The following is a 23,017-nucleotide window of genomic DNA, read 5'->3' on the forward strand; positions in this document are numbered from 1 at the left end:
CAAAAACGGTTCAAAGCGTCAGGGTAAGTCTGCGCTCGAAGCCGATGCGCCCGCGATACGCCTCACCGGTATCGGTCCAGCCCTGGCCTGTATAAAGCCCGATGGCGGCCGAGTTGTCCGCATCCACCGACAGCATCAATTGAGTGATGTCCGGCCATTTCAGGCGCAACGCCGCAGGCAGCGCTTGCAGGCACGCCTTGCCCAGCCCCTTGCCCTGTTCAAGGTGATCGATCTGCAACGCATGCAGTGTCGCCGTCAGATCCTCCTGAGCCCAATGCGGCAGACAATCATCGCGCTTGAGCAGGAAAAACCCCACCGGCTTCTCGTCACCGAGCAGCGCGAAGCCGCAAATATTCGGACTGGGTCTGACCAGAAGCGTATTGAGCGCGGTGTATATGTCGCCGGAAAACTGTATCTGTTCCTGCGTAACCTCAAGGTATCCGAGCTGCTGGCGTTGAGAGGCTGTGAGGTCGTGGTAGTCGACCAATCGAGTCTGCATGAGCAACCTGCTGGCTGATTATTGTTGAGGCGGGCAGGGTACAGGATCGAACGGGGTCGTTTCGAGGATTTGTAACGCTGATGACCGGTACGCATTTGCCTTTCAGCCCCGGCACACAAGTGCTTGAGCCCCCTCGAAATTTTTATCCGCAGCAACGGTTGTAAACTCGCGCAAGACCGGTACAATGGCGCGGCTCACCAACTGGTGAGTGTCGTTATGGTGACCCCATCGGTCCCCCCGCAACGATTACCCGTGAACCTGGTCAGATCCGGAAGGAAGCAGCCACAGCGGGAACATTGTGTGCCGGGGTGTGGCTGGTGGGGGCACCACCTTAACGAATCTTCAGTCGTTCCTCGACGCAGTTGCACTGCAATTCCCCTTTCTCCCAGTACCTCTGAACCCTCGCCATATGCCGAACGCGCATTAGCTATTCCTGCTTTTGTGTCCGCGCATGGATACCTTTTGCAACGCGTGTGGCCATCCTGATGTAGAGCGGCCGGTAATGCGATCCGAATTCGTCTGAACCCTCCGCGCCATGTGCCACCTAACCCCTTACGCGTCGCTTGAAACCGTTTTACGGCAAGGGGCAATTCAAGTCGCTGCGGGTGTCACAGGCTTTTCGGTCAGGCGTCTCGCAGCAGTGGAGCCGGGGGCCGGATGGAACAGGACATCATCAGATTTTTCACAGACTCGCAATTTCTGGGCATATCGCTCGCTAACTGGATACTGGCTATTTTTGCCTCGACCCTGAGTTTTATTCTGGTCAGGGGCGTGATCGGTTTTGTGCTCAGAAAGATGCGTTCGCGTGCCCAGGCGCCCAGCACGCATATGCGATACATCGTGGTTCAGGTGCTGTCGGGCACCAGTAATACGTTATTGCTGCTGGCTTCGATCCTGATCGGCATCGGCATGCTCGATCTGCCGGAACGCTGGCTCGGGCGGGTCAGCAGCCTATGGTTCGTGGTCGCCGCATTGCAGGTCGGGTTGTGGGCGAACCGGGCGATCGCGCTGGCGTTGCAGCGCTACTTCGTGCGTCACAACGCCGGCGGCACCTTTCAGGGCAGCGCGCTGGCCACGTTGAGTCTGTGGGGCGCGAAGGTGTTGCTGTGGGCCACGGTGGTCATGGCGATGCTGTCCAACGTCGGGGTCAATATCACCGCGTTTGTCGCCAGCCTCGGGGTCGGCGGCATTGCGGTCGCGCTGGCGGTGCAGAACATTCTGGGCGACGTGTTTGCCTCGCTGTCGATTGCGGTGGACAAGCCTTTCGAGGTCGGCGACTTCATCGTCGTCGGTGCGCTGTCCGGCACGGTCGAACACGTGGGCCTCAAGACCACGCGGATCCGCAGCCTGGGTGGCGAGCAGATCGTGATGGCCAACGCCGACATGATCAACAACACCATTCAGAACTACAAACGTTTGCAGGAACGACGCATTGTCTTCGAGTTCAGGCTGACCTATGACTGCTCGGTCGATCAGATCAGGGAAGTGCCGAAGAAAGTCGAAGCGATCATCAACGCGCAGAAACTGGCACGTTTCGACCGTTCGCATTTTCGGGGTTTTGGCGAGACATCGCTGGAGTTCGAGACCGTTTTCATCGTGCTCGACCCCAGCTACAACGTCTATATGGATGTGCAGCAGGCGATCAATCTGGACATCATGGAAGCCTTTGCCGAACTGGATGTGCGTTTCGCGTTCCCGTCCCGCACGGTGTACGTGGCGTCCCTGCCACCGGTTAAAACCGCTCGTCCGACTGCGCTTGAAGCAGCCGACGCGACGACCTGATCGAATCAGGCCGGAAACTGTAGCGCGTTGGTCAGGTCGCCCATCGGCGTCTGGCCACGCGCGATCATGGCCTCGTCGCGGCGTTTCAGGCCGTCGAGCTTTTCCAGGCCATGCACGCGGGTGATCAGGCGCAGGATCGAGGCCGTGTCGTAAACCGTGTGGTCGACCTTGCCCTTGCGGGCGAAAGGGGAGATGACCAGGGCGGGAATGCGCGTGCCAGGACCAAAGCGGTCGCCTTTTGGCGGTGCAACGTGGTCCCACCAGCCGCCGTTCTCGTCGACGGTGACGACGATCACCATGTTGTCCCACTGCGGGCTCTTGCGCAGCACCTTGATCACCCGGTCGATGTGCCGGTCACCCGCAGCCACGTCGGCGTAACCGGCGTGCATGTTCAGGTTGCCCTGGGGTTTGTAGAAGGTAACGGCAGGCAACTTGCCCGCTTCGGCATCGGCGAGGAAGCGATTGGTGCTCGACTCGTCACCCAGCCCGCCGTCACGCAGGCGCTTCTTGCGCTCTTCAGGGTGCTGCGGACCTTGCTGCTTGAAGTAGTTGAACGGCTGGTGATGGTATTGAAAGTTGGGGATTTTCGGGATCCCGGTGGAGTCCTTGAATTCATCCAGCGTCACTTGCCAGGCACCGGCATACCAGGCCCAGTCGACATTCCTTTTCGACAGTTTGTCACCGATGTGCTCGTGGCTTTGCGGAACCAGCACGTTGGGCAGATCCGGTTTCGAGTAATCAGGGTTCTGCGGGTCACGCAGCCAGGTTGGCCAGTACGGCGGGGCCATGGTGTTGACGGCGTAGTTGTCCGGCGTGATGGCGCTGGGGCCGAACTGCGGCGGCCCGTCCATGGCGCTGGCCGGCGACTTGTCGAGTGGTTTGAGGCGCGGGTCCTGCGGGTTGAAACTCTGCAGGGTGGCGATTTGTGACTTGGCCGGCGATTCGGCGGCGTTCGGGTAAACAGGCGCCGTGGCTGAAATCAGGTACTGGTGGTTGAGGAACGAGCCGCCGAAAGCACCCTGAAAGAAGTTGTCACAAAGTACGAACTCCTCGGCCACATCCCACAGGCGCAGCGAGTACTGAGTCTGTGCGTAGTTGCCCATGGTCAGGCCGCCTGCATCGGCCCAGGCCACGAAGCGGTCGTTCTTGCCGTCGTTGATCTGCATCTGGTTCTGGTAAAAGACGTGCCACAGGTCGCGGGTCACCAGGCTCAGCGGCAGGTCTTCACCGTTTGGTCCCTTGAGCGGGAACGGCGCGTTGGGCAGGTCTTGCTGAAATTGCTCGCCCACCGGATAGGTCACGCCATCGACGGTTTGCGGTCCGACCTGCAGCACGCCGCCCCAGGCCGGGGGCAGTTTGGACAAGCGCGTGCCGTCGCGGTCGCGCTGCTCGTAATCGGAAGGCCTGAGCGAGGAGAGCGGCTTTTCGACACCGGGGAAATCGCCGAACAGGTTATTGAAGCTGCGGTTCTCGGCGTAGATCACCACAATGGTTTTCACATTTTCGCGCAAGGCGCGATCCAGCGCGGGTCCGGCAAGGTGATGATGCCGTTCGTTGTCGCCAGGCGGCTTCTCGTGGGCAGAAACGTAACTGCTAAGGGTGACACCTGCACCCAGGGCAGCCATCCCGCCCAGAAAACGACGGCGGCTGGGGTTTTCGTTGGTCTCTTCGTCGTCTGGTCTGTCGCTCATCGCCAAATACTCGCGCTGGTTAATGTGTTACCAAAGATTTCACGCGAGCGTAACCATGGAATATGACGCTATTGCGACAGCGCAGATCAAGGATCAGGGTGCGGTGGGTGTGGTGTAGTGATCGATGATCTGCTGGATCTCGCCCGACAGACGCATCTGCACCAGCGTGCGCAAAATTCTGCCCACTGGCAGTTCGGGGTTATTGCGGATCATGCAGGCGGCCGGCTGTTCGGCGACCAGTGAGATCGGCTTGAGTTTCTTGCCGTCAGGCAGGTTCCGGTTGGTCCATTCGAGGATCAACTGATTGGTCACCGCGTAGTTGTAGCGCCCGGCCATCAGCTTGCCGAGCGTCTGGTTTTGCGTGCGTGCATCTTCACGGACCAGTTGATGAGTTTCGAAAAGGTGCTCGAGGGCCGGGTAGGTGTAGCCCAGCACGGTGCCGACGGTTTCGTTGTCGAACTGCTCGGGGTAGGGGCCGGCAGCTGTTGCGGCCGAAGCGACCAGCCAGTCGCGCTGATAGAGAATCGGCAGGCTCCACAGGTAGTCGCCGGAAAGGTCGGGGAACCACGCCTGGGCGCTGTAACAGTGCATGTCGACTTCGCCGCGCTCGAGCGCCGACTGGATACGCAGGCGCGGCATCACGTGATAACGGGCTTCGAGGCCCACATGGTGCGCAAGGCTTTGCATGATGTCGAACAGAATGCCGGATTCGGGACGAAAGTCGGTGATGTGCATCATCGGCATGGTCCAGCCTTCGTTGACCGCAAAGCTCAAGGTCCTCTGCGCCGCGCTGCCGTTTTGCGGCAACAGCAATAGCAGGCAGACCGCCGCTGCACGAGGCAGCCGCGGGGTGGTGAAGGCCCGAATAAAGCGCGTCAATTGAGTCATTTGCACAGCTTAGCCACAATAGAGGCGGACACCAGATGCAATTTTGCCCCTGCTCGGCTAGCATTGGCGGTCTTCCGCTTACCAGTTGCGACGGTTTTAAATGAGTTATCAGGTTCTTGCACGTAAATGGCGTCCGCGCTCGTTCCGCGAAATGGTCGGCCAGGCTCATGTGTTGAAGGCCCTGATCAACGCGCTGGACAGCCAGCGCCTGCACCATGCCTATCTGTTCACCGGCACACGCGGCGTCGGCAAGACGACTATCGCGCGCATCATCGCCAAGTGCCTGAACTGTGAAACCGGCATTACTTCGACGCCCTGCGGCACCTGCTCGGTGTGCAAGGAGATCGACGAGGGCCGGTTCGTCGACCTGATCGAAATCGACGCCGCCAGCCGCACCAAGGTCGAAGACACGCGCGAGCTGCTGGATAACGTGCAGTACGCGCCCAGTCGCGGTCGCTTCAAGGTCTACCTGATCGACGAAGTGCACATGCTTTCCAGCCACTCGTTCAACGCCTTGCTCAAGACGCTTGAAGAGCCGCCGCCCTACGTCAAGTTCATCCTGGCCACCACCGATCCGCAAAAACTGCCGGCGACCATTCTGTCGCGCTGCCTGCAGTTCTCGTTGAAAAACATGACGCCTGAGCGCGTGGTCGAGCACCTCACCCACGTGCTGGGCGTCGAGAACGTGCCGTTCGAAGACGACGCGCTGTGGCTGCTCGGGCGCGCCGCCGACGGTTCGATGCGTGATGCGATGAGCCTCACCGATCAGGCCATTGCCTTCGGTGAAGGCAAGGTCATGGCTGCCGATGTACGTGCCATGCTCGGCACGCTGGACCACGGCCAGGTCTTCGATGTACTGACCGCGCTGCTGGAAGGCGATGCCCGCGGGGTGCTGGAGGCGGTACGCCATCTGGCCGAGCAGGGCCCTGACTGGAATGGCGTGCTCTCGGAAATTCTCAACGTGCTGCACCGTGTGGCGATTGCCCAGGCGCTGCCGGAAGGCGTCGACAACGGTCACGGCGATCGTGACCGGGTGCTGGCCCTGGCGCAGGCCCTGCCTGCCGAAGATGTGCAGTTTTACTACCAGATGGGCTTGATTGGTCGTCGTGACTTGCCACTGGCCCCTGATCCGCGTGGCGGCTTCGAGATGGTCCTGCTGCGTATGCTGGCGTTTCGTCCTGCCGATAGCGAGGACGCGCCGAGGCAGCCGCTAAAGCCAGTGGGGATCAGCCAGGCCACGGTTGATTCCCGAAAAGCAGTGGCTGATGCGACACCTGTTGCATCGGCAGCTCCCGCAGTGTCGAGCGCCCCGGTGATGGCTGCGCCCGATCCGGCCTTCGAAGCGCTGCCGCCTGCAGCGGCGCCGAAGCCGCCCGCCGCCCGGCCAGAGCCCGCGGTGCAGCCGGAATCGAAGCCAGAGCCACAAGCCGCGCCAGTCGAAGACCTCGACCTGCCGTGGAATGAGCCGAAATCCCCGGCTGCCGAACCCGCCGCCGAAACTGCGCCTGATACCGATACCGCTGCCGAGCCAGTCGCCGAGCCGGTTCTGGAGACCGTTTCCGAGCAGCCTGACCTGACGCCCATGCCGACGCCTGCGCCCGCCAGCCCGGTGCCGGCCGCACCCGAGGCCGAGCCTGAGCAGCCGGTTGCCGAGCAGCAGGACGCGCCGGCAATGCTCGAAGCCATCCCGGACTCTGCGTATCTGTCCACGCACACCGATTCGATGTCTTCCGACTCCGGGCCGATGGGGCGTGACGACGAACCGCCAGCGGATGATGATTACGTCGAGCCGGATATCGACATAGACCCGGCGTCCTACAGCTATCTGGACGAGCTGGCCCACGAAAGTGTCGTCGAGCTTGAAGCCGTCGAGCCGGAGCCTGCTCCGGCCGCCAAACCGGCCACCGGTCTTGCGGCCGAGTGGCTGGACGTGTTCCCCAAGCTGCCGATCTCCGGCATGACCGGCAGCATCGCGGCCAACTGCACATTGATCTCGGTCGATGGCGATAACTGGCTGCTGCACCTGGACCCGGCGCACAGCGCGCTGTTCAACTCGACTCAGCAGCGGCGTCTGAACGATGCGTTGAACCAGTACCATGGGCGCACGATCAATCTGAGTATCGAGCTGATCAAGCCCGAGCAGGAAACCCCTGCGCAGGCCGCTTCACGGCTGCGTGCCGAGCGCCAGCGCCAGGCCGAAGCCTCGATCCAGGCCGACCCGTACATCCAGCAGATGCTGCAACAGTTCGGCGCTGTGATCCGGGAAGATACGATCAAACCCGTTGACGCGCCTGCGGTGCAGGCTCAATAACTGAATACAGGGTGCCGCTGGCGCCACGCAAACGAACCATCCATTTTCGAGGAGATATCCCATGATGAAAGGTGGCATGGCTGGCCTGATGAAGCAGGCGCAGCAAATGCAGGAAAAAATGGCCAAGATGCAGGAAGAACTGGCCAACGCGGAAGTCACCGGTCAATCGGGCGCAGGCCTGGTCAGCGTGGTGATGACCGGTCGTCATGACGTCAAGCGTATCAACCTGGATGACAGCCTGATGCAGGAAGACAAGGAAGTGCTGGAAGACCTGATCGCCGCCGCCGTCAACGACGCCGTGCGCAAGATCGAGCAGGCCAGCCAGGACAAGACGGCTTCCATGACCGCTGGCATGCAGTTGCCGCCCGGTATGAAGCTGCCGTTCTGACGGTCGCCCGGCTCATGATCAATGCCAGGCCCCGTGCCTGGCATTTTTCTGTCTGCTGTCTGGCCGCGCACCGCCATCAGCATTTGGCCTGATCGACTGAATTGAGCGACAATCCTCCCCCGTCTCTGGAGTGCCCCATGTCTGAGCCCATTGAAAACCTCACTGTCGACGCCGAGCTGGACGCCGTAGGGCTGTTTTGTCCGGAACCGGTGATGATGTTGCACCAGAAGGTGCGTGATCTGCCTGCGGGTGGTCTGCTCAAGGTCATTGCAACCGATCCGTCCACGCGTCGCGATATTCCGAAATTCTGTGTATTCCTCGGTCACGAACTGGTTGCCGAGCAAGCCGAAGAGGGCACGTTCCTCTACTGGATCCGCAAGAAGTCCGACTGATCGCCATATCGCTGCAACCCGCGCCTGTTCACGACACGCCTGTTCCCGATTCGAGCAGGTCCTTGTTCGCCAGACCCAGAGAGTCTTCCATGCGCATTGTTGCCGACGAAAATATTCCCCTGCTCGACGCCTTTTTTGCTCATTTTGGTGAAATCCATCGCTTGCCGGGCCGCGCCATGGACCGCGCCGCGGTGGCGGATGCCGACATCCTGCTGGTTCGCTCGGTCACCGCAGTGACCCGCGAACTGCTTGAAGGCAGCCCGGTACGTTTTGTCGGGACCTGCACCATCGGCACCGATCACCTGGATCTGGACTGGTTTCAGCAAGCCGGTATCCAGTGGGCCAGTGCTCCGGGCTGCAATGCGCGTGGCGTGGTGGACTACGTGCTCGGCAGCCTGCTGACCCTGGCTGAAATCGAAGGTGTCGACCTTGCGCAGCGCACCTATGGAGTGGTCGGTGCAGGGCAAGTGGGTGCTCGGCTGATCAGCGTATTGAAGGCCCTGGGCTGGAACGTGCTGGTCTGCGATCCGCCACGCCAGGCTGCCGAAGGCGGTGACTTCGTCAGCCTCGACGAGATCCTGCAGCGCTGTGACGTCATCAGCCTGCACACGCCGCTGAGCAAAACCGGAGCCTCACCGACCTGGCATCTGCTTGACGACGCGCGCCTGCGTCAGCTTCGGCAAGGCGCCTGGCTGATCAATGCCAGCCGTGGCGCCATAGTGGATAACGCGGCGCTGCATGACGTCCTGCTTGAACGGGAAGACCTGCAGGCGGTGCTGGATGTGTGGGAAGGCGAGCCGCAGGTCAACGTCGCACTCGCTGATCTGTGCATTCTGGGGACGCCGCATATCGCCGGCTACAGCCTGGATGGCAGGCAGCGCGGCACGGCACAGATCTATCAGGCGCTTTGCGGCTTTCTTGATCAGCCTGCGACGATCGAGCTGGACGATCTGCTGCCAAAACCCTGGCTGGCCCAGGTCAGTCTCGACGCGGCCTGCGACCCGGTCTGGGCACTTAACATGCTGTGCCGCGGCGTGTATGACCCGCGACGTGACGATGCGGACTTCCGCCGCAGCCTGACCGGTGACACCGCCAGCCAGCGTCTGGCCTTTGATGCATTGCGCAAGCAGTACCCGCCACGCCGGGAAATAGAAGGGCTGAAGGTGCGCCTGGAGGGCGAGTCCGAGGCGTTGGCGCAACTGGTGCGCGCGCTGGGTGCGGTGCTGGTCTGATCGCCAGCCGGGCTGGCGGACAATAAAAAACCCGACCAAGTGGTCGGGTTTCAAATGTCTGGTACGGCTCGGTTTTATTTTTCCGGGGTTACCCAGTTCTTATCGCATTCCTGGCAGGCAGCCTGAACCATTTCTTCGGTGATCAGGACTTCTTCCCCGTGCTGGTCGAGAACTGCACCGCCAACCGGCAGATTGGGCGTGGCTCGAACGACTTGAACTTCGTTGCTGCGCTCTTGCGGGTTCATGGTGTTTCTCCTTTCATCAGGTAACGGCGTTAAGTTAACCGCGCTTGATGACCGGTCCGTGACACGTACTGTCAGCCGCTCAAACGCGCTCCAAGTGCAACAGATATGATGCAAATCTGCCAGCAGACGCTTAGATCGATGTCTTATAGCGGCCTCTGTAAAGCAGTCATAACCTGACTCTGGAAACCGGCCGCAAGTTCATTCGAAATGATGTTCGGCGCGCCCGGCAACACAGGTGTAGGCTTTGCAATTCAGACAGATCGGGCAGACAGGCAGGTTCATCGTTCATGATTTCACGGATTACCCGACGTCATCGCCAGGCCTTGCGTCTGGCTGCGAGTTTCATCGCGCCGTATCGCTGGCAGGCGCTCGGCGCATTGCTGGCACTGGTCATTACCGCGGGCATCACCCTGTCGATCGGGCAGGGCATCAAACTGATGGTCGATCAGGGTTTCATGACCCGTTCACCGCAGTTGCTCGAGCGCTCGATCGGGTTTTTCATGCTGCTGACGGTCGGCCTCGCCGTCGGAACCTTCGCCCGTTTCTATCTGGTGTCATGGATCGGCGAGCGTGTGGTTGCCGACTTGCGCAAGAAGGTGTTCGATCACCTGATCGAGCTGCATCCGGGCTTCTACGAGAACAATCGCAGTTCGGAAATCCAGTCGCGACTGACCGCCGACACCACGCTGTTGCAGTCGGTGATCGGCTCGTCACTGTCGATGTTCCTGCGCAATGCGCTGATGGTCATCGGCGGCATCGTGCTGTTGTTCATCACCAATCCCAAACTCACCAGCATCGTGGTGGTGGCGTTACCGCTGATCATCGCGCCCATTCTCATGTTCGGGCGGCGGGTACGAAACCTGTCGCGCGAGAGCCAGGACCGGGTCGCCAATGTGGGCAGCTACGTGGCCGAGGCCCTGGGGCAGATCAAGACGGTGCAGGCCTACAATCACCAGCAGCAGGACAAGCAGCGTTTCTCGCATACGGTGGAGCAGGCGTTCGAGACCGCTCGCAAACGCATCCTGCAGCGTTCCTGGCTGATCACGCTGGTGATCGTCCTGGTGTTGGGTGCGGTGGCGGTGATGTTGTGGGTGGGCGGCATGGACGTGATCAGCGGCCGCATTTCCAGCGGTGAGTTGGCAGCGTTCGTGTTCTACGCGCTGATGGTCGGCATGGCGTTCGGCACGTTGAGTGAGGTGATTGGCGATCTGCAGCGCGCCGCCGGTGCCGCAGAGCGGATCGGCGAGCTGCTTCAGGCGCGCAGCGAGATCAGCGTGCCCACCACCGACCTGCAGAGCCTGCCACCGCGCATCAGCGGGCGTCTGGCGCTGGAGAATGTCACCTTCGCTTACCCGTCGCGTCCCGAGCGCAATGCCCTGGATAATTTGACCCTGAGCGTCGAGCCTGGTGAAACCTTGGCGCTGGTCGGGCCCTCCGGAGCAGGCAAGTCGACCATCCTCGATCTGCTGTTGCGTTTTTACGACCCGATTCAAGGGCGCATCCTGATCGAGGGCGTGCCGATCGCGCAGCTCGATCCCCATGACCTGCGCCGCTGCTTCGCGCTGGTTTCACAATCGCCCGCGCTGTTTTTCGGCACTGTCGAGGACAACATTCGTTACGGTAACGCCACTGCGAGCCTCGAGCAGGTGCAGGCGGCGGCGCGCATTGCCCATGCGCATGAATTCATTCTCGACATGGCCGACGGCTACCGTACGCATCTGGGTGAGGGCGGGGTGGGCTTGTCCGGCGGACAGCGGCAGCGTCTGGCGATTGCCCGAGCCTTGCTGGTCGATGCGCCGATTCTGTTGCTGGACGAGGCGACCAGTGCGCTGGACGCGCAGAGTGAGCACTTGATTCAACAGGCTCTGCCGAGCTTGATGCAGGGGCGTACCACGCTGGTCATCGCCCACCGGCTGGCCACGGTGCAGAATGCCGACCGGATTGCCGTCATGGATCAGGGGCGGTTGGTCGCGGTGGGCACCCATCAGCAGTTGATCGCCAGCAACCCGCTTTATGCGCGACTGGCGGCGTTGCAGTTCAATGCCGGGGTTGAGTAGGAGAGGGCGAGAAGGGCTTGTGGGGAACGTGGGAGGTCAAGCCTCCCACTCGGTGAGCCTCAGCGATATTCGCACAGGTAGGCGGTATCGACTTTGACCTTGATCTGGAACTTGCTGTTGGCCGGTACGTTGAACTGGTTGCCGGTGGCAAAGGTTTCCCAGTCAGTGCTGTCCGGAAGTTTCACGCTCAACTCGCCGGAGATCACATGCATGATTTCCCGTTGCGCCGTACCGAACTCATATTCGCCCGCTGCCATGACACCGATGGTTGCCTCACCATCGGCCTGGGTGAAGGCGATGGATTTGACGGTGCCGTCGAAGTACTCGTTGACCTTGAACATGGGCGGTTCCTTTTGAAAGGGCTGAAAATGGCTCGCCAGTATGCCCAACACGGTAAAACTCGTCACGCCCCTTGCACGTCGACGCTGACGAAACGTCGACCTGCAGTAGCATTCAATTGGGCAGGATCAACGGCAGCAGCCTGGCAGTATTGCGCGCATCGACCAGGGCGCGGTGTTGTTGCCCGCTGAACTGCATGCCTGCCAGTTGCAAGGCACTGTTCAGCCCTATCGGTTTCTGCAAGTGGCGGGCCTGGGCGAAACGCTGTTTGAGATTGACGTGCGGCATGCTGGACAGCGCACTGTCGAGGTGGTGGTGGCGCCATTCCTCTTCCAGTTGCTGACGATCGTAGTCCCCCCAGCTGGCCCAGCCCACGATGCGTGCCCGATGATGGCTCAACCAGCGCTCGAACTGCGGCCACACCGTCGTCAGCGGCGCGGCGCTGTCGATGCTGCTCTGGTTGATATGGGTCAGCTCGCGGCAGAAATGGGTCAGCAACGGCCTGCGTGCCGGGCGCACGAAGCGTTCGAAATGGTCCAGCTCGCGTCCGTCCTGATTGACCAGCGTCGCGCCTATCTCGATGACTTCCATTTCTGCGACCGGCCATCCACCTTCTTCGGTCGTGGCCTCAAGATCAATCACCAGCCAGTGCGGCATCATCCAGCTTCCTTACGATAGTCAATGGCTTCAGCGTAGCCAGATTAACCCGTTGCGCACACTCAGGGCTTTGCATCGGCATTCTTGTTGTTACAACTGCCCCTACAGTGACCACAGGTGATTGCATTGGTGCCTCGCAGGCGGCTTTCACTTGCCTGTTCGAATACTGCAAGCGCACCGCAGAGCGCTGACGCTGTCGATTTGACAGTTGTTTAAATCCTGGAAACCGCATAGCTTGAACGGCTTTGATTGATGTCGTGTTTTATGAAAAGACTTGCAGTGTTAATTGACGGTATGGCGCGCACGATCGTTACCGGTGTCATGCTCTTCATTCCGTTGATGGCAACGCCGCAGGTCTTCGCCGCGCAGATCGTGCGGGTGGCTGCAGTGCATTTCCCCCCTTATATGGTGCGTCCTGAAAAAGGTGAAGACGCCGGTCTTTTACCCCAACTGATCAATGCCCTGAATGGCGAGCAGGACGACTATGAATTCGTGATGGTCCCCACTTCAGTGCCTCGGCGTTTTCGTGACTTCACGGAAGGGCGTTTCGATGTTGCAGTCTTCGAAAACCCCGGCTGGGGCTGGAAGGACATTCCCCATGAACAGATCGATATGGGGCTCGAGGATGCCGAGGTCTATGTGGCGCGCCGAGTGGAAGGACGTGGGCAGGATTACTTCGACACCCTGGCTGACAAACGTCTGGCACTGTTCAGTGGCTATCATTATGGATTTGCCAACTTCAATACCGATCAGAAGTACCTGAGCGAGCACTTCACCATTACCTCCACGTACTCCCACGACAGCAATTTGCTGATGGTGGTGCGTGGCCGCGCCGATGTTGCGCCCGTTACCCGTTCGTATCTGATTGATTTCATGGCGCATAACAAGGAAGAAGCGGCGCAACTGATGGTGTCCGAGCGTGTCGATCAGGTCTACCGTCAATACGCGTTGTTGCGTCCGAATGGCAATATTGATGTGCCGCACTTCAAGCAGCTACTGGAAAGGCTGCGTGCAGATGGGCAACTGGCGAAGATTTTCGAGCCGCTGCACATCAAGGTGCTTCCGGTGAATGCCGGGATGCCCGGCAACTAGCAGGGGCAGGTTTTGCGCCTGCCACCCGGAGACACTCAGCGGTCGTTGGCGTCCTTGGCATCCATTTCTGCGTTGCGCTCGTGGACGCGCTTGAGCTGTTCTTCGGTGAGGGGCAGTTTCTTGGCTGTGTCGCGCAGCATCATCAGACCGCCGACGATCGAGCCAATGGCTACGAGCAGAATTAACCAGGCATACCAGGGCATAGCGCTCTCCTTATTGTGATACCGCTTTGAGCAGCACGGCTGCCCAATGGTTCAAGAGTATGCGCCCTGAGGGGTTGCGTGCGAAAGCATCCGCCCGCAACCCCTTGGAACCTGGCAGTTACTCCCCGGTCAGCATCGCGTCGGTCGGCGCGTCGGCACGCGATTTGGCGGTCAGGCTGAAGTAGATGAAGCCGATGGCCATCAGGCCGAGGAAAATCAGGCCGATCAATGCGTTGAACCAGGCCATTGCCACCAGACACACGACGGCCAGCGCCAGGGCGATGCCGGGCACTACCGGATAACCGGGGGCGCGGAACGTGCGCTCCAGGCCAGGCTCGGTCTTGCGCAGTTTGAACAGGCTGAGCATGCTCATGATGTACATGACGATGGCGCCGAACACGGCCATGGTGATCATCGCAGCGGTCAGCGTCATGCCACTCAGGTTGATCAGGCCGTCGCTGTAGATCGCGGCGATGCCGATCAGACCGCCGGCGATGATTGCCCGGTGCGGCGTCTGGAAGCGCGAAAGCCTGGCCAGCGAGGCGGGCAGGTAGCCTGCGCGGGCGAGGGCGAAGAACTGGCGCGAGTAACCCATGATGATCCCGTGGAAGCTGGCGACCAGACCGAACAGGCCGATCCACACCAGCATGTGCAGCCAGCCGGAACTGTCACCGACCACGGCTTTCATGGCCTGCGGCAGCGGATCGTTGATGTTGGCCAGGGTGCGCCAGTCGCCCACGCCACCGGCAAACAGCATGACGCCGATCGCCAGTATCACCAAGGTCAGAATGCCACTGATGTAGGCCTTCGGGATGGTGCGTTTCGGGTCCTTGGCTTCTTCGGCGGCCATTGCAGCGCCTTCGATGGCCAGGAAGAACCAGATGGCGAAGGGGATGGCAGCGAACATGCCGGCAATGGCTTCGGGTCCGAAGGTCTGCGAACCGGCCCAGCCGTTGAGGGCGAAGTTGCTGAAACTGAAGGCAGGCGCGACGACGCCCATGAACACCAGCAACTCGGCGACGGCCAGAATGCACACCACCAGCTCGAAGGTTGCGGCGAGCTTCACGCCCACGATGTTGAGCGCCATGAAGACGATGTAGGCGCCGACTGCCGCATGCTTGGGGTCCAGCCCCGGGTATTGCACATTAAGGTACGCACCGATCGCCATGGCAATGGCCGGTGGCGCAAAGACGAACTCGATCAGGGTGGCCATGCCTGCGATCAGTCCGCCTTTTTCGCCAAAGGCACGACGGCTGTAGGCGAACGGACCGCCGGCGTGCGGGATGGCGGTGGTGAGCTCGGTAAAACTGAAAATGAAACAGGTGTACATGGTGGCAACCATCAGGGCTGTTACCAAAAAGCCCAGCGTACCCGCAATGCCCCAGCCGTAGCTCCAGCCGAAGTATTCGCCGGAAATCACCAGCCCTACCGCGATCCCCCATAAATGAATCGTGCCGAGCGTCGGCTTGAGTTGTGTGCTCATTGTTCTCTCCCTGGGATTCGATAAACGTTGAAACATCCTGTTGCAGAGGCCGTGCCAGTGCACGGATCACTGTCGTGATGCTTCAAAACGGGTCGTTTACAGAACGTCAGGGTGAATCGATTCAACTCGTTGTACAGGTTTGGTCCGGTTTGGTGCGGCGATGACCGCCAGGGGTGCATGGAATTCAGAAGTCTCAGGACGCTGTTCGGGCAAATGCCGATCGATGGGTCCCGCCTGTGCGCCGGTTCGGCTACAATGCGCGCCGATTTCGACTTACCTGAGACCACGCTCATGTCCGCCTGCCAGACTCCTGTCATCGTCGCCCTGGATTTTCCGACCCGCGAAGCCGCCTTGCGCCTGGCTGATCAGCTCGACCCCAAACTGTGCAGGGTCAAGGTCGGCAAGGAACTGTTCACCAGTTGCGCGGCCGACATCGTCGAGACCCTGCGCCACAGGGGCTTCGAAGTGTTTCTGGATCTCAAATTCCACGACATCCCCAACACCACGGCGATGGCGGTCAAGGCGGCGGCCGAGATGGGCGTGTGGATGGTCAATGTGCACTGCTCGGGCGGCTTGCGCATGATGGCGGCCTGTCGGGAAGTGCTTGAGCAGCGCACCGGTCCACAGCCGTTGCTGATCGGCGTGACCGTTCTGACCAGCATGGAACGTGAAGACCTGGCCGGTATCGGCCTGGACATCGACCCGCAGGTACAGGTGCTGCGCCTTGCGGCTCTGGCCGGGAAGGCCGGAATGGATGGTCTGGTCTGCTCGGCACTGGAAGCGCAGGCCCTGAAAGCCGCTCACCCGTCGTTGCAACTGGTGACGCCCGGCATCCGTCCGGCGGGCAGTGCGCAGGACGATCAGCGCCGTATCCTGACCCCTCGTCAGGCACTGGATGCAGGCTCTGACTACCTCGTCATCGGCCGCCCGATCAGCCAGGCGGCTGATCCGGCGAAGGCCCTGGCGGCGGTGGTTGCCGAGCTGGCTTGAGTAGATGGATGCGTAACATCACGGCTCTACCCACAGAGTGGCGAAGAGCTGTGACGCTGCGAAAAGCCCGTGGGTTTATTCCACTTTCAGGATCAGCTTGCCCTGATTCTCGCCGCTGAACAGCATCTGGAAGGTCTCCGGGAACGTCTCGAGGCCTTCTACGATGTGCTCCTTGCTCTTGAGCTTGCCTTCCTTGATCCAGCCGGCCATGACCTGACCCGCTTCTGCATAGCGTTCCGGATGGTCCAGTACGATGAAGCCTTCCATGCGAGCGCGGTTGACCAGCAGCGACATGTAGTTGGCCGGGCCTTTGATCGCCTTGGTGCTGTTGTACTGGCTGATGGCACCACAGATCACCACACGAGCGCCGACCGCCAGCTGGCTGAGCGCCGCATCGAGGATGTCGCCACCGACGTTGTCGAAGTACACGTTCACACCATCCGGGCAGTGGCGTTTCAGACCGTCCATGACGTCTTCGGATTTGTAGTCGATGGCTGCGTCAAAGCCCAGCTCCTCGGTCAGCAGACGGCATTTTGCCGTGCCTCCCGCGATGCCGACCACACGGCAGCCCTTGAGCTTGGCAATCTGCCCGGCGATGCTGCCGACAGCACCCGCCGCACCGGAGATCACCACGGTGTCACCGCTTTTCGGTTGGCCGACGTCCAGCAGCGCCAGGTAGGCGGTCATGCCGGTCATGCCCAGTGCCGATAGATAAAGGGGCAGGGGCGCAAGGTTGGTGTCCACCTTGTAGAAGCCCTTCGGTTCACCGGCAAAGTAGTCCTGCACGCCCAGGCGTCCCTGAACATGGTCACCTACAGCGAACTTGGGGTTTTTCGATTCTATTACTTCACCCACGCCGATGGCACGCATCACTTCGCCCAGCTCTACGGCTGGAATGTAGGATTTGCCCTCATTCATCCAGCCACGCATTGCCGGGTCCAGTGACAGGTATTTGCTCCTGACCAGAATCTGCCCGTCGGCAAGTGCGCTGACCGGGACTTCCTGATAGGTGAAGTCTTCACGGCGCGCATCGCCCGAAGGGCGCTTGGCGAGCAGGAACTGGCGGTTGGAAAGATCGGTCATGGCAGGGTCTCCTGAAAAGGGTTCAAGAATGGATTCAAACGCTCATCGCGCCATTCGGGCAAGAAGCGATCACCCAGCGAATGCCGTTTGATCCATGTGGTTGATAGGAGTACGTTGCGCCACTGGCGTTCAGACGGATCTGCGAATGAAACATTCTGACGACGGATATGGCTTGAGTCGCCCACCCTCAGTGCTCTAGATTCCTTGTTCGATCAACACTTGGAAGACATCATGCCTGCTACCTCTTCGAACACTCTCCACCCCCGGGCTCTGCGACCTGGCGACGCCGTTGCGCTGGTGTCTCCGGCAGGGCCTGTGGACCCCGGCAAGATCCAGGCGGCGGTGGCGGTGCTTGAGGGGTGGGGGTTGCGTCCTCGGGTCTATCCGCATGCGCTGGGCAGCTACTCGTTCTATTCCGGGACCGATGAACAGCGGCTCGCCGACCTCAACGCCGCGCTGGCCGATCCGGAAATCCGTGCGGTCCTGTGCACTCGCGGTGGTTATGGCGTGCAAAGGATTGTCCAGCAGGTGGATATGGACGCGGTGCGTCGTGACCCCAAGCTGGTGACCGGCTTTTCCGATATCACCGCGTTGCACGGTGCGCTGTGGAACCACGCGCGCCTGGCGACCATTCATGGGCCGGTCGCTTCGCAGCTGGAACGTGGCGGCCTGTTCGTCAGCGGTATGCGCCATGTGCTGATGAGCACCGAGCCGGTCCTGCTCAAGGCTGATCCGGCCTCGCCAACTGCCAGGGTCAGAACCGCTGGCAGCGCACAGGGCCTGCTGTTGGGCGGCAACCTGTGCATCCTCGATACCTCTGTGGGTACGCCGTTCATGCCCGACCTGAGCGGTGCGATTCTGCTCATCGAAGAGGTCAACGAACCTGCCTACCGGGTCGACCGCATGCTCACCCACCTGGGCAACTGCGGGATTCTTGCGTCTCTGGCCGGCATTGCCGTCGGCGAATTTACCCCTGCCGCGAACACTGGCCGCACCATCAGCCCCGCCGATGTGCTGATGGAGCGGCTGGGCAGTCTTGGCATTCCGGTGCTCGGCGGTGTGCCTGTAGGGCATGGAAATCCCAATCAGGCCGTGCCACTGGGCACTCAGGCGATACTCGATGCCGACGCCGGAACCCTGCTGGTAGCGGCTGCTGCGCGTAGTTGATGTCTCTGCCGCGCTGCTGGCGGCTGGCCTAATCGGTCTTGCGTGTGTTCAGGATCAGCAAGGTCAGCAAGCCTGCGACGATGCCCCAGAATGCCGAGCCTATGGAGAACAGCGTCAGTCCCGAAGCGGTCACCATGAAGGTGATCAAGGCGGGTTCGCGCTCCCTCGGTTCGGCCATCGCAACAGTCAGGCCATTGATGATCGATCCGAGCAGCGCCAGTGCGGCAATCGAGAGCATCAGTTCCTTGGGGAACGCACTGAACAGACCCGCCAGGGTTGCACCGAAAATGCCGGCTATTGCATAGAAAATCCCGCACCAGATCGCCGCTGTATAGCGTTTTGATTTGTCCTCATGGGCATGAGGGCTGGTACAGATGGCGGCACTGATCGCCGCCAGATTGATCCCGTGGCAGCCAAATGGCACTGTGAGCAATGAGGCGAAGCCGGTCACCGATATCAGCGGCGAGGTAGGCGGGTAGTAGCCGTCGGCTCGCAACACGGCCACACCGGGCATGTTCTGCGAGGTCATGGCCACCACGAACAGCGGGATGCCGATGCTGACCGTCGCCGCCCATGAAAACTCGGGCGTGGTCCAGACCGGCATGGCGACTTCCAGCGCCAGGCCGTCAAAGTTCAGCAGCCCCAGCATGCCTGAAATGCCGATACCGACCAGCAGCGCGAGCAGCACCGAGTAGCGCGGCGACAGACGTTTGACCAGCAGATAAGTGAAAAACATGCCCAGCACCAGGCTGGTGTGGTGCTGTGCGGCAATAAAGATCTCGCTGCCGATCCGGAACAGAATCCCTGCCAGCAGGGCCGCGGCCAGCGAGGCTGGCATGCGCCGCACGATGCGCTCGAAACTCCCGGTCACTCCGCACAGAATCACCAGCAGCGCACTGGTCATGAATGCGCCAATGGCCTGTGGGTAGCTGACACCGCCCAGGCTGGTGATCAGCAGGGCGGCGCCGGGTGTCGACCACGCCACGGTAATCGGCATGCGGTAGCGCAGCGAGAGGCCGATGCTGCACACCGCCATGCCCATGAACAGCGCCCACAGCCAGGATGAAATCTGCACGCTGCTCAGCCCTGCCGCCTGGCCCGCCTGGAACATCAGCACCAGCGAACTGGTGCAGCCGGTCATCATGGCGATGAAACCGGCAACCACCGCCGACGGCGATGAGTCTGTCAGCGGGCGCAATGGCACCTTGAGGGATTGGTTCATGCTGGGCGTTCCTTGAAGCGGGCAGGTAGCAAAGGGCGCCAAGCCTAAACGCATGGCTGCCCGGCCTTGCAATACAGCGACACGAGTAAACGCCAGCACAGTTGCAGCCGTGGCGTTTACTCGGCGTCAGCCCCGGCCGGGCAAGCGCCGGACTGCAGGGTCTGCCCCAGCGCCCGATTGACCATCAGCCAGCCGTCCACGGCATCCTGACCCGCTTCGGCGAACACCCGCTGCAGCAGTTTGACCTGTTCGCGACGCAAGCCCTGTTCAAAAAGGGCACCTTCATCGGTAAGGCCCAGCAGTCGTTTGCGCTTGTCATTTTCGGGGACCGCGCTGTGCACCAGGTTCATGGCGATCAGCTGGCGCAGCGGAGCATTGAGGGCCTGTTTGCTCACGCCCAATACGGTGAGCAGCTCCTTGACGCTCAGGCCGGGGTAACGGGCGATGAAAAATACGATGCGCTGGTGCACGCGACTGAAGCCGCGTCTGGCCAGCATTTCATCAGCCTTGGCAGTGAATGCCTGATAGCCGAAGAAGAAGGCTTCCATGGCCATTTGTTGATTGGCAGGTTTTTTAAGGTCAAGCATGTTGACGTATCCGGGTTGATCGTCGTAATTTGAGTCAATCAGTTTGACGTATTTCCAATTGTCTCGGCTACAGGTAACTGCCATGGCTTTTTCCGAACGCGTTTCCCGTCTGAAAAGTTCTCTGATTCGCGAGATCCTCGCCGCCGCTCAGCGTCCGGAAGTGATGTCGTTCGCCGGTGGTCTGCCCGCCGAGTCGATGCTGCCCAAAGTGGAGTGGGCCGACATGCCTGTTGCGCTGGGTCAGTACGGCATGAGCGAGGGCGAACCTGCGCTGCGCGAAGTGCTGGCCGCCGATGCTCGCGCCCTGGGTATCGACTGCGATGCCCGTCAGGTCATGGTGGTCAGCGGTTCTCAGCAGACACTGGACCTGGCGGCCAAGCTGTACATCGACAAGGGCACCGAAATTCTCCTCGAGGCGCCTACTTATCTGGCGGCGCTGCAGATATTCCAGCTGTTCGGCGCCGACTGCATCACCGTGCCGCTACAGGCCGAAGGCCCGGACCTGCTGGCCATGCGTCAGCGTCTGGAACAGCACAAGCCAGCCTTCGCCTACCTCATCCCGACGTTCCAGAACCCCTCGGCGGTGCGCTACAGCCAGGCCAGTCGCGATGCCGTTGCGGCCTTGCTCGACGAGTTCGGTGTCACCTTGATCGAGGACGAGCCGTATCGTGAACTGAGCTTTGACGGCGGCAGTGCCAGGCCGATTGTCAGCGGTCTGAAGACGGCCAGCTGGATTTACACCGGCACGGTTTCCAAGACGCTGCTGCCGGGCCTGCGAGTGGGCTATCTGATCGCCAGCCCTGATCTGTTTCCGCACTTGCTGCGCCTGAAACAGTCGGCCGATCTGCATACCAATCGCCTCGGCCAGTGGCAGGCCTTGCAGTGGATTGGTACTGAGCACTATCGTGAGCATCTGGTGACGCTGTGCGAGTTTTACCGGGGCCGTCGTGATGCGTTCGAGAGTGCCTTGCAAACGCATTTTTCCGACCTGGCCACCTGGAACAGCCCGCAAGGCGGACTGTTCTTCTGGTTGACGCTGAAGCAGCCGCTGGACACGCGCACCTTGCTGGATACAGCGCTGGCGCACGATGTGGCGTTCATGCCGGGCGAACCTTTCTTTGCCGATCCGGACGCCAATCACGGTCACTTGCGGCTCAATTTCAGCCATATCGACCCTGCACGGCTTGATGAGGGTATAAAACGACTGGCGTCGGTGGTCCGCGCAGCACACCTTCTGCAGGCCGCCTGATCCAAGACGTCAACATAGACGCAGCAAGGGAGCAGTCTGATGTACAAGGTTTATGGCGATTACAACTCGGGCAACTGCTACAAGGTCAAGCTGATGCTTAACCTGCTGGGCAGCGAGTACGAGTGGGTGCCGGTGGATATTCTCAACGGCGAAACCCAGACCCCGGCGTTTCTGGAAAAGAACCCCAACGGCAAGATTCCGGTGCTGGAGCTGGAAGATGGCACTTGCCTGTGGGAGTCCAATGCGATTCTCAACTTTCTGGCTGACGGCTCTTCGTACCTGCCGAGCGAACCCAGGCTGCGTACCCAGGTGCTGCAGTGGCAGTTCTTCGAACAATACAGCCATGAGCCGTCGGTTGCGGTGGCCCGTTTCATCCAGTTCTATCTGGGCTTGCCGGCCGAACGCATGACCGAGTATCGCGCCATGCAGAAGGCCGGCTATCGCGCACTGGCGGTGATGGAGCAGCAGCTCGACCGTACGCCGTTTCTGGTCGGCGAGAATTTTTCCATCGCCGACATTGCCTTGTATGCCTACACCCACGTCGCGCATCAGGGCGGTTTCGATCTGGCACCCTACACCGGGATCCGCCGTTGGCTGGATCGGGTCAAGGCACAGCCGGGTTATATCGGTATGCTGGACTGACACATCCGTCATTTGAACAAAGGGAAATGTATGCGCGTTCCAATCGTACTGCTGGGTGCTTTCATTGCGCTGGGTATCGGCTGCTCGGCCCAGGCCGAGGACTGCGACGCCAATCAGGCCAGCATGAACCGCTGCGCTGCCAATGAGCAGGCAGCGCTCGATGCCGATCTCAACAAGCAGTACAACGCGCAGATGGCGTGGTTGAAGACCCCGGCGAAAAAGCAGGCACTCAAGGATGCGCAACGAAAGTGGATAGCCCTGCGTGACGCCGATTGCCTGTATCAGACGGGCAAGCCCGAGGATTCAGGCTCTATCTGGCCCTTGCTGCAGTCGCAATGCCTGGCCGAGCAGACCCGCGTACGACTGAAGCAGCTGCAAGCCTATGTGGCCTGTCGCGCGGAAGGTTGCCCGCGCTGAGAGGCGCCGGGCAAACGGCGGTCAGATCGCGCCGAAGCGCTGGTTCAGGTAGTCGATGATCACCTTGGATTCATACATCCATACGGTTTTGTCACCTTCCTCGATGCGCAGGCAAGGCACCTTGATCCTGCCGCCCTCGTTGAGCAGGGTCTGGCGATCAAGCTCGTTGTTTTTCGCATCGCGCAACGCGACCGGAACATTAAGGCGGCGCAGGGCGCGACGCGTCTTCACACAGAACGGGCAGGCATGGAACTGATACAGCGTCAGGTTCTGAGCCGCTTCAGCGACAGCCGCCTGGGCCTGCGGATCACGTTTCTTCCTGCTCGGGCGAGTCAGGAAATCGATGCCGATTACGAGTTGGCCGAGGCCGACTCTTAACGCTTTCATGAACAAGGTCATAC

The 23,017-nt window shown here is 60.7% G+C and carries 24 protein-coding genes and 1 other RNA gene; 13 read left to right on the plus strand and 12 right to left on the minus strand.

Annotation, left to right across the window (positions count from 1 at the left end):
- Window positions 1-10: 10 nt before the first annotated feature.
- Window positions 11-499 carry a GNAT family N-acetyltransferase gene (locus AC54XV_RS09365; RefSeq protein WP_496718435.1) on the minus strand — a complete coding sequence of 163 codons (489 nt, stop codon included), beginning with the start codon at window positions 497-499 and terminating at the stop codon, window positions 11-13.
- Between the two features lie 226 nt (window positions 500-725).
- Between AC54XV_RS09365 and ffs the strand changes: the two genes are divergently transcribed.
- Both ffs and AC54XV_RS09375 read left to right on the plus strand, forming a co-directional pair.
- An RNA gene (ffs, locus tag AC54XV_RS09370) (signal recognition particle sRNA small type) lies at window positions 726-822 on the plus strand.
- A gap of 334 nt (window positions 823-1,156) precedes the next feature.
- A complete protein-coding gene (locus AC54XV_RS09375; RefSeq protein WP_003405859.1) occupies window positions 1,157-2,281 on the plus strand; it encodes a mechanosensitive ion channel family protein in 1,125 nt (374 codons plus the stop codon).
- Window positions 2,282-2,286: 5 nt separating this feature from the next.
- Here AC54XV_RS09375 and AC54XV_RS09380 read toward each other — a convergent pair whose 3' ends face one another.
- Window positions 2,287-3,972 carry an acid phosphatase gene (locus AC54XV_RS09380; protein ID WP_024643164.1) on the minus strand — a complete coding sequence of 562 codons (1,686 nt, stop codon included), beginning with the start codon at window positions 3,970-3,972 and terminating at the stop codon, window positions 2,287-2,289.
- Between the two features lie 93 nt (window positions 3,973-4,065).
- Window positions 4,066-4,860 (minus strand): substrate-binding periplasmic protein, encoded by a 795-nt coding sequence (locus tag AC54XV_RS09385; protein WP_024643172.1) that lies wholly within the window; start codon window positions 4,858-4,860, stop codon window positions 4,066-4,068.
- A 100-nt stretch (window positions 4,861-4,960) separates the two neighbouring features.
- Between AC54XV_RS09385 and dnaX the strand changes: the two genes are divergently transcribed.
- The 4 genes from dnaX (at window position 4,961) to pdxB (ending at window position 9,183) form a co-directional block, all read left to right on the plus strand.
- Entirely contained in the window at window positions 4,961-7,171 is a 2,211-nt protein-coding gene (gene dnaX, locus AC54XV_RS09390; protein WP_496718438.1) for a DNA polymerase III subunit gamma/tau, read from the plus strand.
- A gap of 61 nt (window positions 7,172-7,232) precedes the next feature.
- Window positions 7,233-7,559 (plus strand): YbaB/EbfC family nucleoid-associated protein, encoded by a 327-nt coding sequence (locus tag AC54XV_RS09395; protein WP_002552818.1) that lies wholly within the window; start codon window positions 7,233-7,235, stop codon window positions 7,557-7,559.
- A gap of 137 nt (window positions 7,560-7,696) precedes the next feature.
- A complete protein-coding gene (gene tusA / locus AC54XV_RS09400; RefSeq protein ID WP_003371482.1) occupies window positions 7,697-7,951 on the plus strand; it encodes a sulfurtransferase TusA in 255 nt (84 codons plus the stop codon).
- A gap of 89 nt (window positions 7,952-8,040) precedes the next feature.
- Window positions 8,041-9,183: a 4-phosphoerythronate dehydrogenase PdxB gene (gene pdxB, locus AC54XV_RS09405; protein WP_024660979.1), complete on the plus strand. Its 1,143-nt coding sequence runs from the start codon at window positions 8,041-8,043 to the stop codon at window positions 9,181-9,183.
- Window positions 9,184-9,257: 74 nt separating this feature from the next.
- Here pdxB and AC54XV_RS09410 read toward each other — a convergent pair whose 3' ends face one another.
- On the minus strand, window positions 9,258-9,428 hold the full coding sequence (locus AC54XV_RS09410) for a PA1571 family protein (RefSeq protein ID WP_003315168.1): 171 nt from the start codon (window positions 9,426-9,428) through the stop codon (window positions 9,258-9,260).
- Window positions 9,429-9,715: 287 nt separating this feature from the next.
- Between AC54XV_RS09410 and AC54XV_RS09415 the strand changes: the two genes are divergently transcribed.
- On the plus strand, window positions 9,716-11,485 hold the full coding sequence (locus AC54XV_RS09415) for an ABC transporter transmembrane domain-containing protein (protein WP_058399264.1): 1,770 nt from the start codon (window positions 9,716-9,718) through the stop codon (window positions 11,483-11,485).
- A 59-nt stretch (window positions 11,486-11,544) separates the two neighbouring features.
- On the opposite strand, the gene ppnP is transcribed toward AC54XV_RS09415, so the two are convergent.
- Both ppnP and AC54XV_RS09425 read right to left on the minus strand, forming a co-directional pair.
- Window positions 11,545-11,826, minus strand: coding sequence for a pyrimidine/purine nucleoside phosphorylase (gene ppnP, locus AC54XV_RS09420; protein ID WP_003343080.1), 282 nt, complete (start codon window positions 11,824-11,826; stop codon window positions 11,545-11,547).
- 112 nt (window positions 11,827-11,938) lie between these two features.
- Window positions 11,939-12,481, minus strand: a complete 543-nt coding sequence (locus tag AC54XV_RS09425; RefSeq protein WP_003405835.1) for a 3'-5' exonuclease — start codon at window positions 12,479-12,481, stop codon at window positions 11,939-11,941.
- Window positions 12,482-12,733: 252 nt separating this feature from the next.
- Between AC54XV_RS09425 and AC54XV_RS09430 the strand changes: the two genes are divergently transcribed.
- Entirely contained in the window at window positions 12,734-13,573 is an 840-nt protein-coding gene (locus AC54XV_RS09430; RefSeq protein WP_011267270.1) for a substrate-binding periplasmic protein, read from the plus strand.
- Between the two features lie 35 nt (window positions 13,574-13,608).
- Here the strand turns inward: AC54XV_RS09430 and AC54XV_RS09435 are convergent, their stop codons facing one another.
- Together AC54XV_RS09435 and eat are read right to left on the minus strand one after the other, a co-directional pair.
- On the minus strand, window positions 13,609-13,776 hold the full coding sequence (locus tag AC54XV_RS09435) for a DUF2897 family protein (protein WP_003405831.1): 168 nt from the start codon (window positions 13,774-13,776) through the stop codon (window positions 13,609-13,611).
- Between the two features lie 118 nt (window positions 13,777-13,894).
- Window positions 13,895-15,259, minus strand: coding sequence for an ethanolamine permease (gene eat, locus AC54XV_RS09440; protein WP_496718443.1), 1,365 nt, complete (start codon window positions 15,257-15,259; stop codon window positions 13,895-13,897).
- Window positions 15,260-15,550: 291 nt separating this feature from the next.
- On the opposite strand from eat, the gene pyrF reads away from it, so the two are divergent.
- Window positions 15,551-16,249, plus strand: a complete 699-nt coding sequence (gene pyrF, locus AC54XV_RS09445; protein WP_024643169.1) for an orotidine-5'-phosphate decarboxylase — start codon at window positions 15,551-15,553, stop codon at window positions 16,247-16,249.
- 75 nt (window positions 16,250-16,324) lie between these two features.
- Here the strand turns inward: pyrF and AC54XV_RS09450 are convergent, their stop codons facing one another.
- Window positions 16,325-17,332, minus strand: a complete 1,008-nt coding sequence (locus AC54XV_RS09450; RefSeq protein WP_024643170.1) for an NADP-dependent oxidoreductase — start codon at window positions 17,330-17,332, stop codon at window positions 16,325-16,327.
- Window positions 17,333-17,563: 231 nt separating this feature from the next.
- Here AC54XV_RS09450 and AC54XV_RS09455 point away from each other — a divergent pair, with 231 nt between their 5' ends.
- Window positions 17,564-18,499, plus strand: coding sequence for a S66 peptidase family protein (locus tag AC54XV_RS09455; RefSeq protein ID WP_057457050.1), 936 nt, complete (start codon window positions 17,564-17,566; stop codon window positions 18,497-18,499).
- 28 nt (window positions 18,500-18,527) lie between these two features.
- Here the strand turns inward: AC54XV_RS09455 and AC54XV_RS09460 are convergent, their stop codons facing one another.
- Together AC54XV_RS09460 and AC54XV_RS09465 are read right to left on the minus strand one after the other, a co-directional pair.
- Window positions 18,528-19,721 (minus strand): benzoate/H(+) symporter BenE family transporter, encoded by a 1,194-nt coding sequence (locus AC54XV_RS09460; RefSeq protein WP_496718446.1) that lies wholly within the window; start codon window positions 19,719-19,721, stop codon window positions 18,528-18,530.
- Between the two features lie 116 nt (window positions 19,722-19,837).
- Complete coding sequence (locus tag AC54XV_RS09465) at window positions 19,838-20,308, minus strand: MarR family transcriptional regulator (RefSeq protein ID WP_024640620.1); 471 nt, start codon at window positions 20,306-20,308, stop codon at window positions 19,838-19,840.
- An 82-nt stretch (window positions 20,309-20,390) separates the two neighbouring features.
- Between AC54XV_RS09465 and AC54XV_RS09470 the strand changes: the two genes are divergently transcribed.
- Genes AC54XV_RS09470 through AC54XV_RS09480 form a run of 3 tightly spaced genes read left to right on the plus strand, consistent with a single transcriptional unit; the run spans window position 20,391 to window position 22,616 of the window.
- Complete coding sequence (locus AC54XV_RS09470; protein WP_103378557.1) at window positions 20,391-21,557, plus strand: aminotransferase-like domain-containing protein; 1,167 nt, start codon at window positions 20,391-20,393, stop codon at window positions 21,555-21,557.
- A gap of 39 nt (window positions 21,558-21,596) precedes the next feature.
- Window positions 21,597-22,199 (plus strand): glutathione S-transferase family protein, encoded by a 603-nt coding sequence (locus AC54XV_RS09475; protein WP_003343108.1) that lies wholly within the window; start codon window positions 21,597-21,599, stop codon window positions 22,197-22,199.
- 30 nt (window positions 22,200-22,229) lie between these two features.
- Window positions 22,230-22,616 carry a lysozyme inhibitor LprI family protein gene (locus AC54XV_RS09480; RefSeq protein ID WP_011267277.1) on the plus strand — a complete coding sequence of 129 codons (387 nt, stop codon included), beginning with the start codon at window positions 22,230-22,232 and terminating at the stop codon, window positions 22,614-22,616.
- Window positions 22,617-22,637: 21 nt separating this feature from the next.
- Here the strand turns inward: AC54XV_RS09480 and AC54XV_RS09485 are convergent, their stop codons facing one another.
- The gene (locus AC54XV_RS09485; protein WP_003405811.1) at window positions 22,638-23,015 is read right to left on the minus strand and encodes a glutaredoxin family protein; all 378 of its coding nucleotides are present in this window, start codon (window positions 23,013-23,015) and stop codon (window positions 22,638-22,640) included.
- Between the last annotated feature and the right edge of the window lie 2 nt (window positions 23,016-23,017).

This window comes from Pseudomonas fragariae (ex Marin et al. 2024) (assembly GCF_059621105.1).

Excerpts from the sequence above, each read along its gene's own strand:
- AC54XV_RS09365 (WP_496718435.1), bottom strand. The coding sequence starts at position 499 with ATGCAGACTCGATTGGTCGACTACCACGACCTCACAGCCTCTCAACGC.
- AC54XV_RS09375 (WP_003405859.1), top strand. The coding sequence starts at position 1,157 with ATGGAACAGGACATCATCAGATTTTTCACAGACTCGCAATTTCTGGGC.
- AC54XV_RS09380 (WP_024643164.1), bottom strand. The coding sequence starts at position 3,972 with ATGAGCGACAGACCAGACGACGAAGAGACCAACGAAAACCCCAGCCGC.
- AC54XV_RS09385 (WP_024643172.1), bottom strand. The coding sequence starts at position 4,860 with ATGACTCAATTGACGCGCTTTATTCGGGCCTTCACCACCCCGCGGCTG.
- dnaX (WP_496718438.1), top strand. The coding sequence starts at position 4,961 with ATGAGTTATCAGGTTCTTGCACGTAAATGGCGTCCGCGCTCGTTCCGC.
- AC54XV_RS09395 (WP_002552818.1), top strand. The coding sequence starts at position 7,233 with ATGATGAAAGGTGGCATGGCTGGCCTGATGAAGCAGGCGCAGCAAATG.
- tusA (WP_003371482.1), top strand. The coding sequence starts at position 7,697 with ATGTCTGAGCCCATTGAAAACCTCACTGTCGACGCCGAGCTGGACGCC.
- pdxB (WP_024660979.1), top strand. The coding sequence starts at position 8,041 with ATGCGCATTGTTGCCGACGAAAATATTCCCCTGCTCGACGCCTTTTTT.
- AC54XV_RS09410 (WP_003315168.1), bottom strand. The coding sequence starts at position 9,428 with ATGAACCCGCAAGAGCGCAGCAACGAAGTTCAAGTCGTTCGAGCCACG.
- AC54XV_RS09415 (WP_058399264.1), top strand. The coding sequence starts at position 9,716 with ATGATTTCACGGATTACCCGACGTCATCGCCAGGCCTTGCGTCTGGCT.
- ppnP (WP_003343080.1), bottom strand. The coding sequence starts at position 11,826 with ATGTTCAAGGTCAACGAGTACTTCGACGGCACCGTCAAATCCATCGCC.
- AC54XV_RS09425 (WP_003405835.1), bottom strand. The coding sequence starts at position 12,481 with ATGCCGCACTGGCTGGTGATTGATCTTGAGGCCACGACCGAAGAAGGT.
- AC54XV_RS09430 (WP_011267270.1), top strand. The coding sequence starts at position 12,734 with ATGTCGTGTTTTATGAAAAGACTTGCAGTGTTAATTGACGGTATGGCG.
- AC54XV_RS09435 (WP_003405831.1), bottom strand. The coding sequence starts at position 13,776 with ATGCCCTGGTATGCCTGGTTAATTCTGCTCGTAGCCATTGGCTCGATC.
- eat (WP_496718443.1), bottom strand. The coding sequence starts at position 15,259 with ATGAGCACACAACTCAAGCCGACGCTCGGCACGATTCATTTATGGGGG.
- pyrF (WP_024643169.1), top strand. The coding sequence starts at position 15,551 with ATGTCCGCCTGCCAGACTCCTGTCATCGTCGCCCTGGATTTTCCGACC.
- AC54XV_RS09450 (WP_024643170.1), bottom strand. The coding sequence starts at position 17,332 with ATGACCGATCTTTCCAACCGCCAGTTCCTGCTCGCCAAGCGCCCTTCG.
- AC54XV_RS09455 (WP_057457050.1), top strand. The coding sequence starts at position 17,564 with ATGCCTGCTACCTCTTCGAACACTCTCCACCCCCGGGCTCTGCGACCT.
- AC54XV_RS09460 (WP_496718446.1), bottom strand. The coding sequence starts at position 19,721 with ATGAACCAATCCCTCAAGGTGCCATTGCGCCCGCTGACAGACTCATCG.
- AC54XV_RS09465 (WP_024640620.1), bottom strand. The coding sequence starts at position 20,308 with ATGCTTGACCTTAAAAAACCTGCCAATCAACAAATGGCCATGGAAGCC.
- AC54XV_RS09470 (WP_103378557.1), top strand. The coding sequence starts at position 20,391 with ATGGCTTTTTCCGAACGCGTTTCCCGTCTGAAAAGTTCTCTGATTCGC.
- AC54XV_RS09475 (WP_003343108.1), top strand. The coding sequence starts at position 21,597 with ATGTACAAGGTTTATGGCGATTACAACTCGGGCAACTGCTACAAGGTC.
- AC54XV_RS09480 (WP_011267277.1), top strand. The coding sequence starts at position 22,230 with ATGCGCGTTCCAATCGTACTGCTGGGTGCTTTCATTGCGCTGGGTATC.
- AC54XV_RS09485 (WP_003405811.1), bottom strand. The coding sequence starts at position 23,015 with ATGACCTTGTTCATGAAAGCGTTAAGAGTCGGCCTCGGCCAACTCGTA.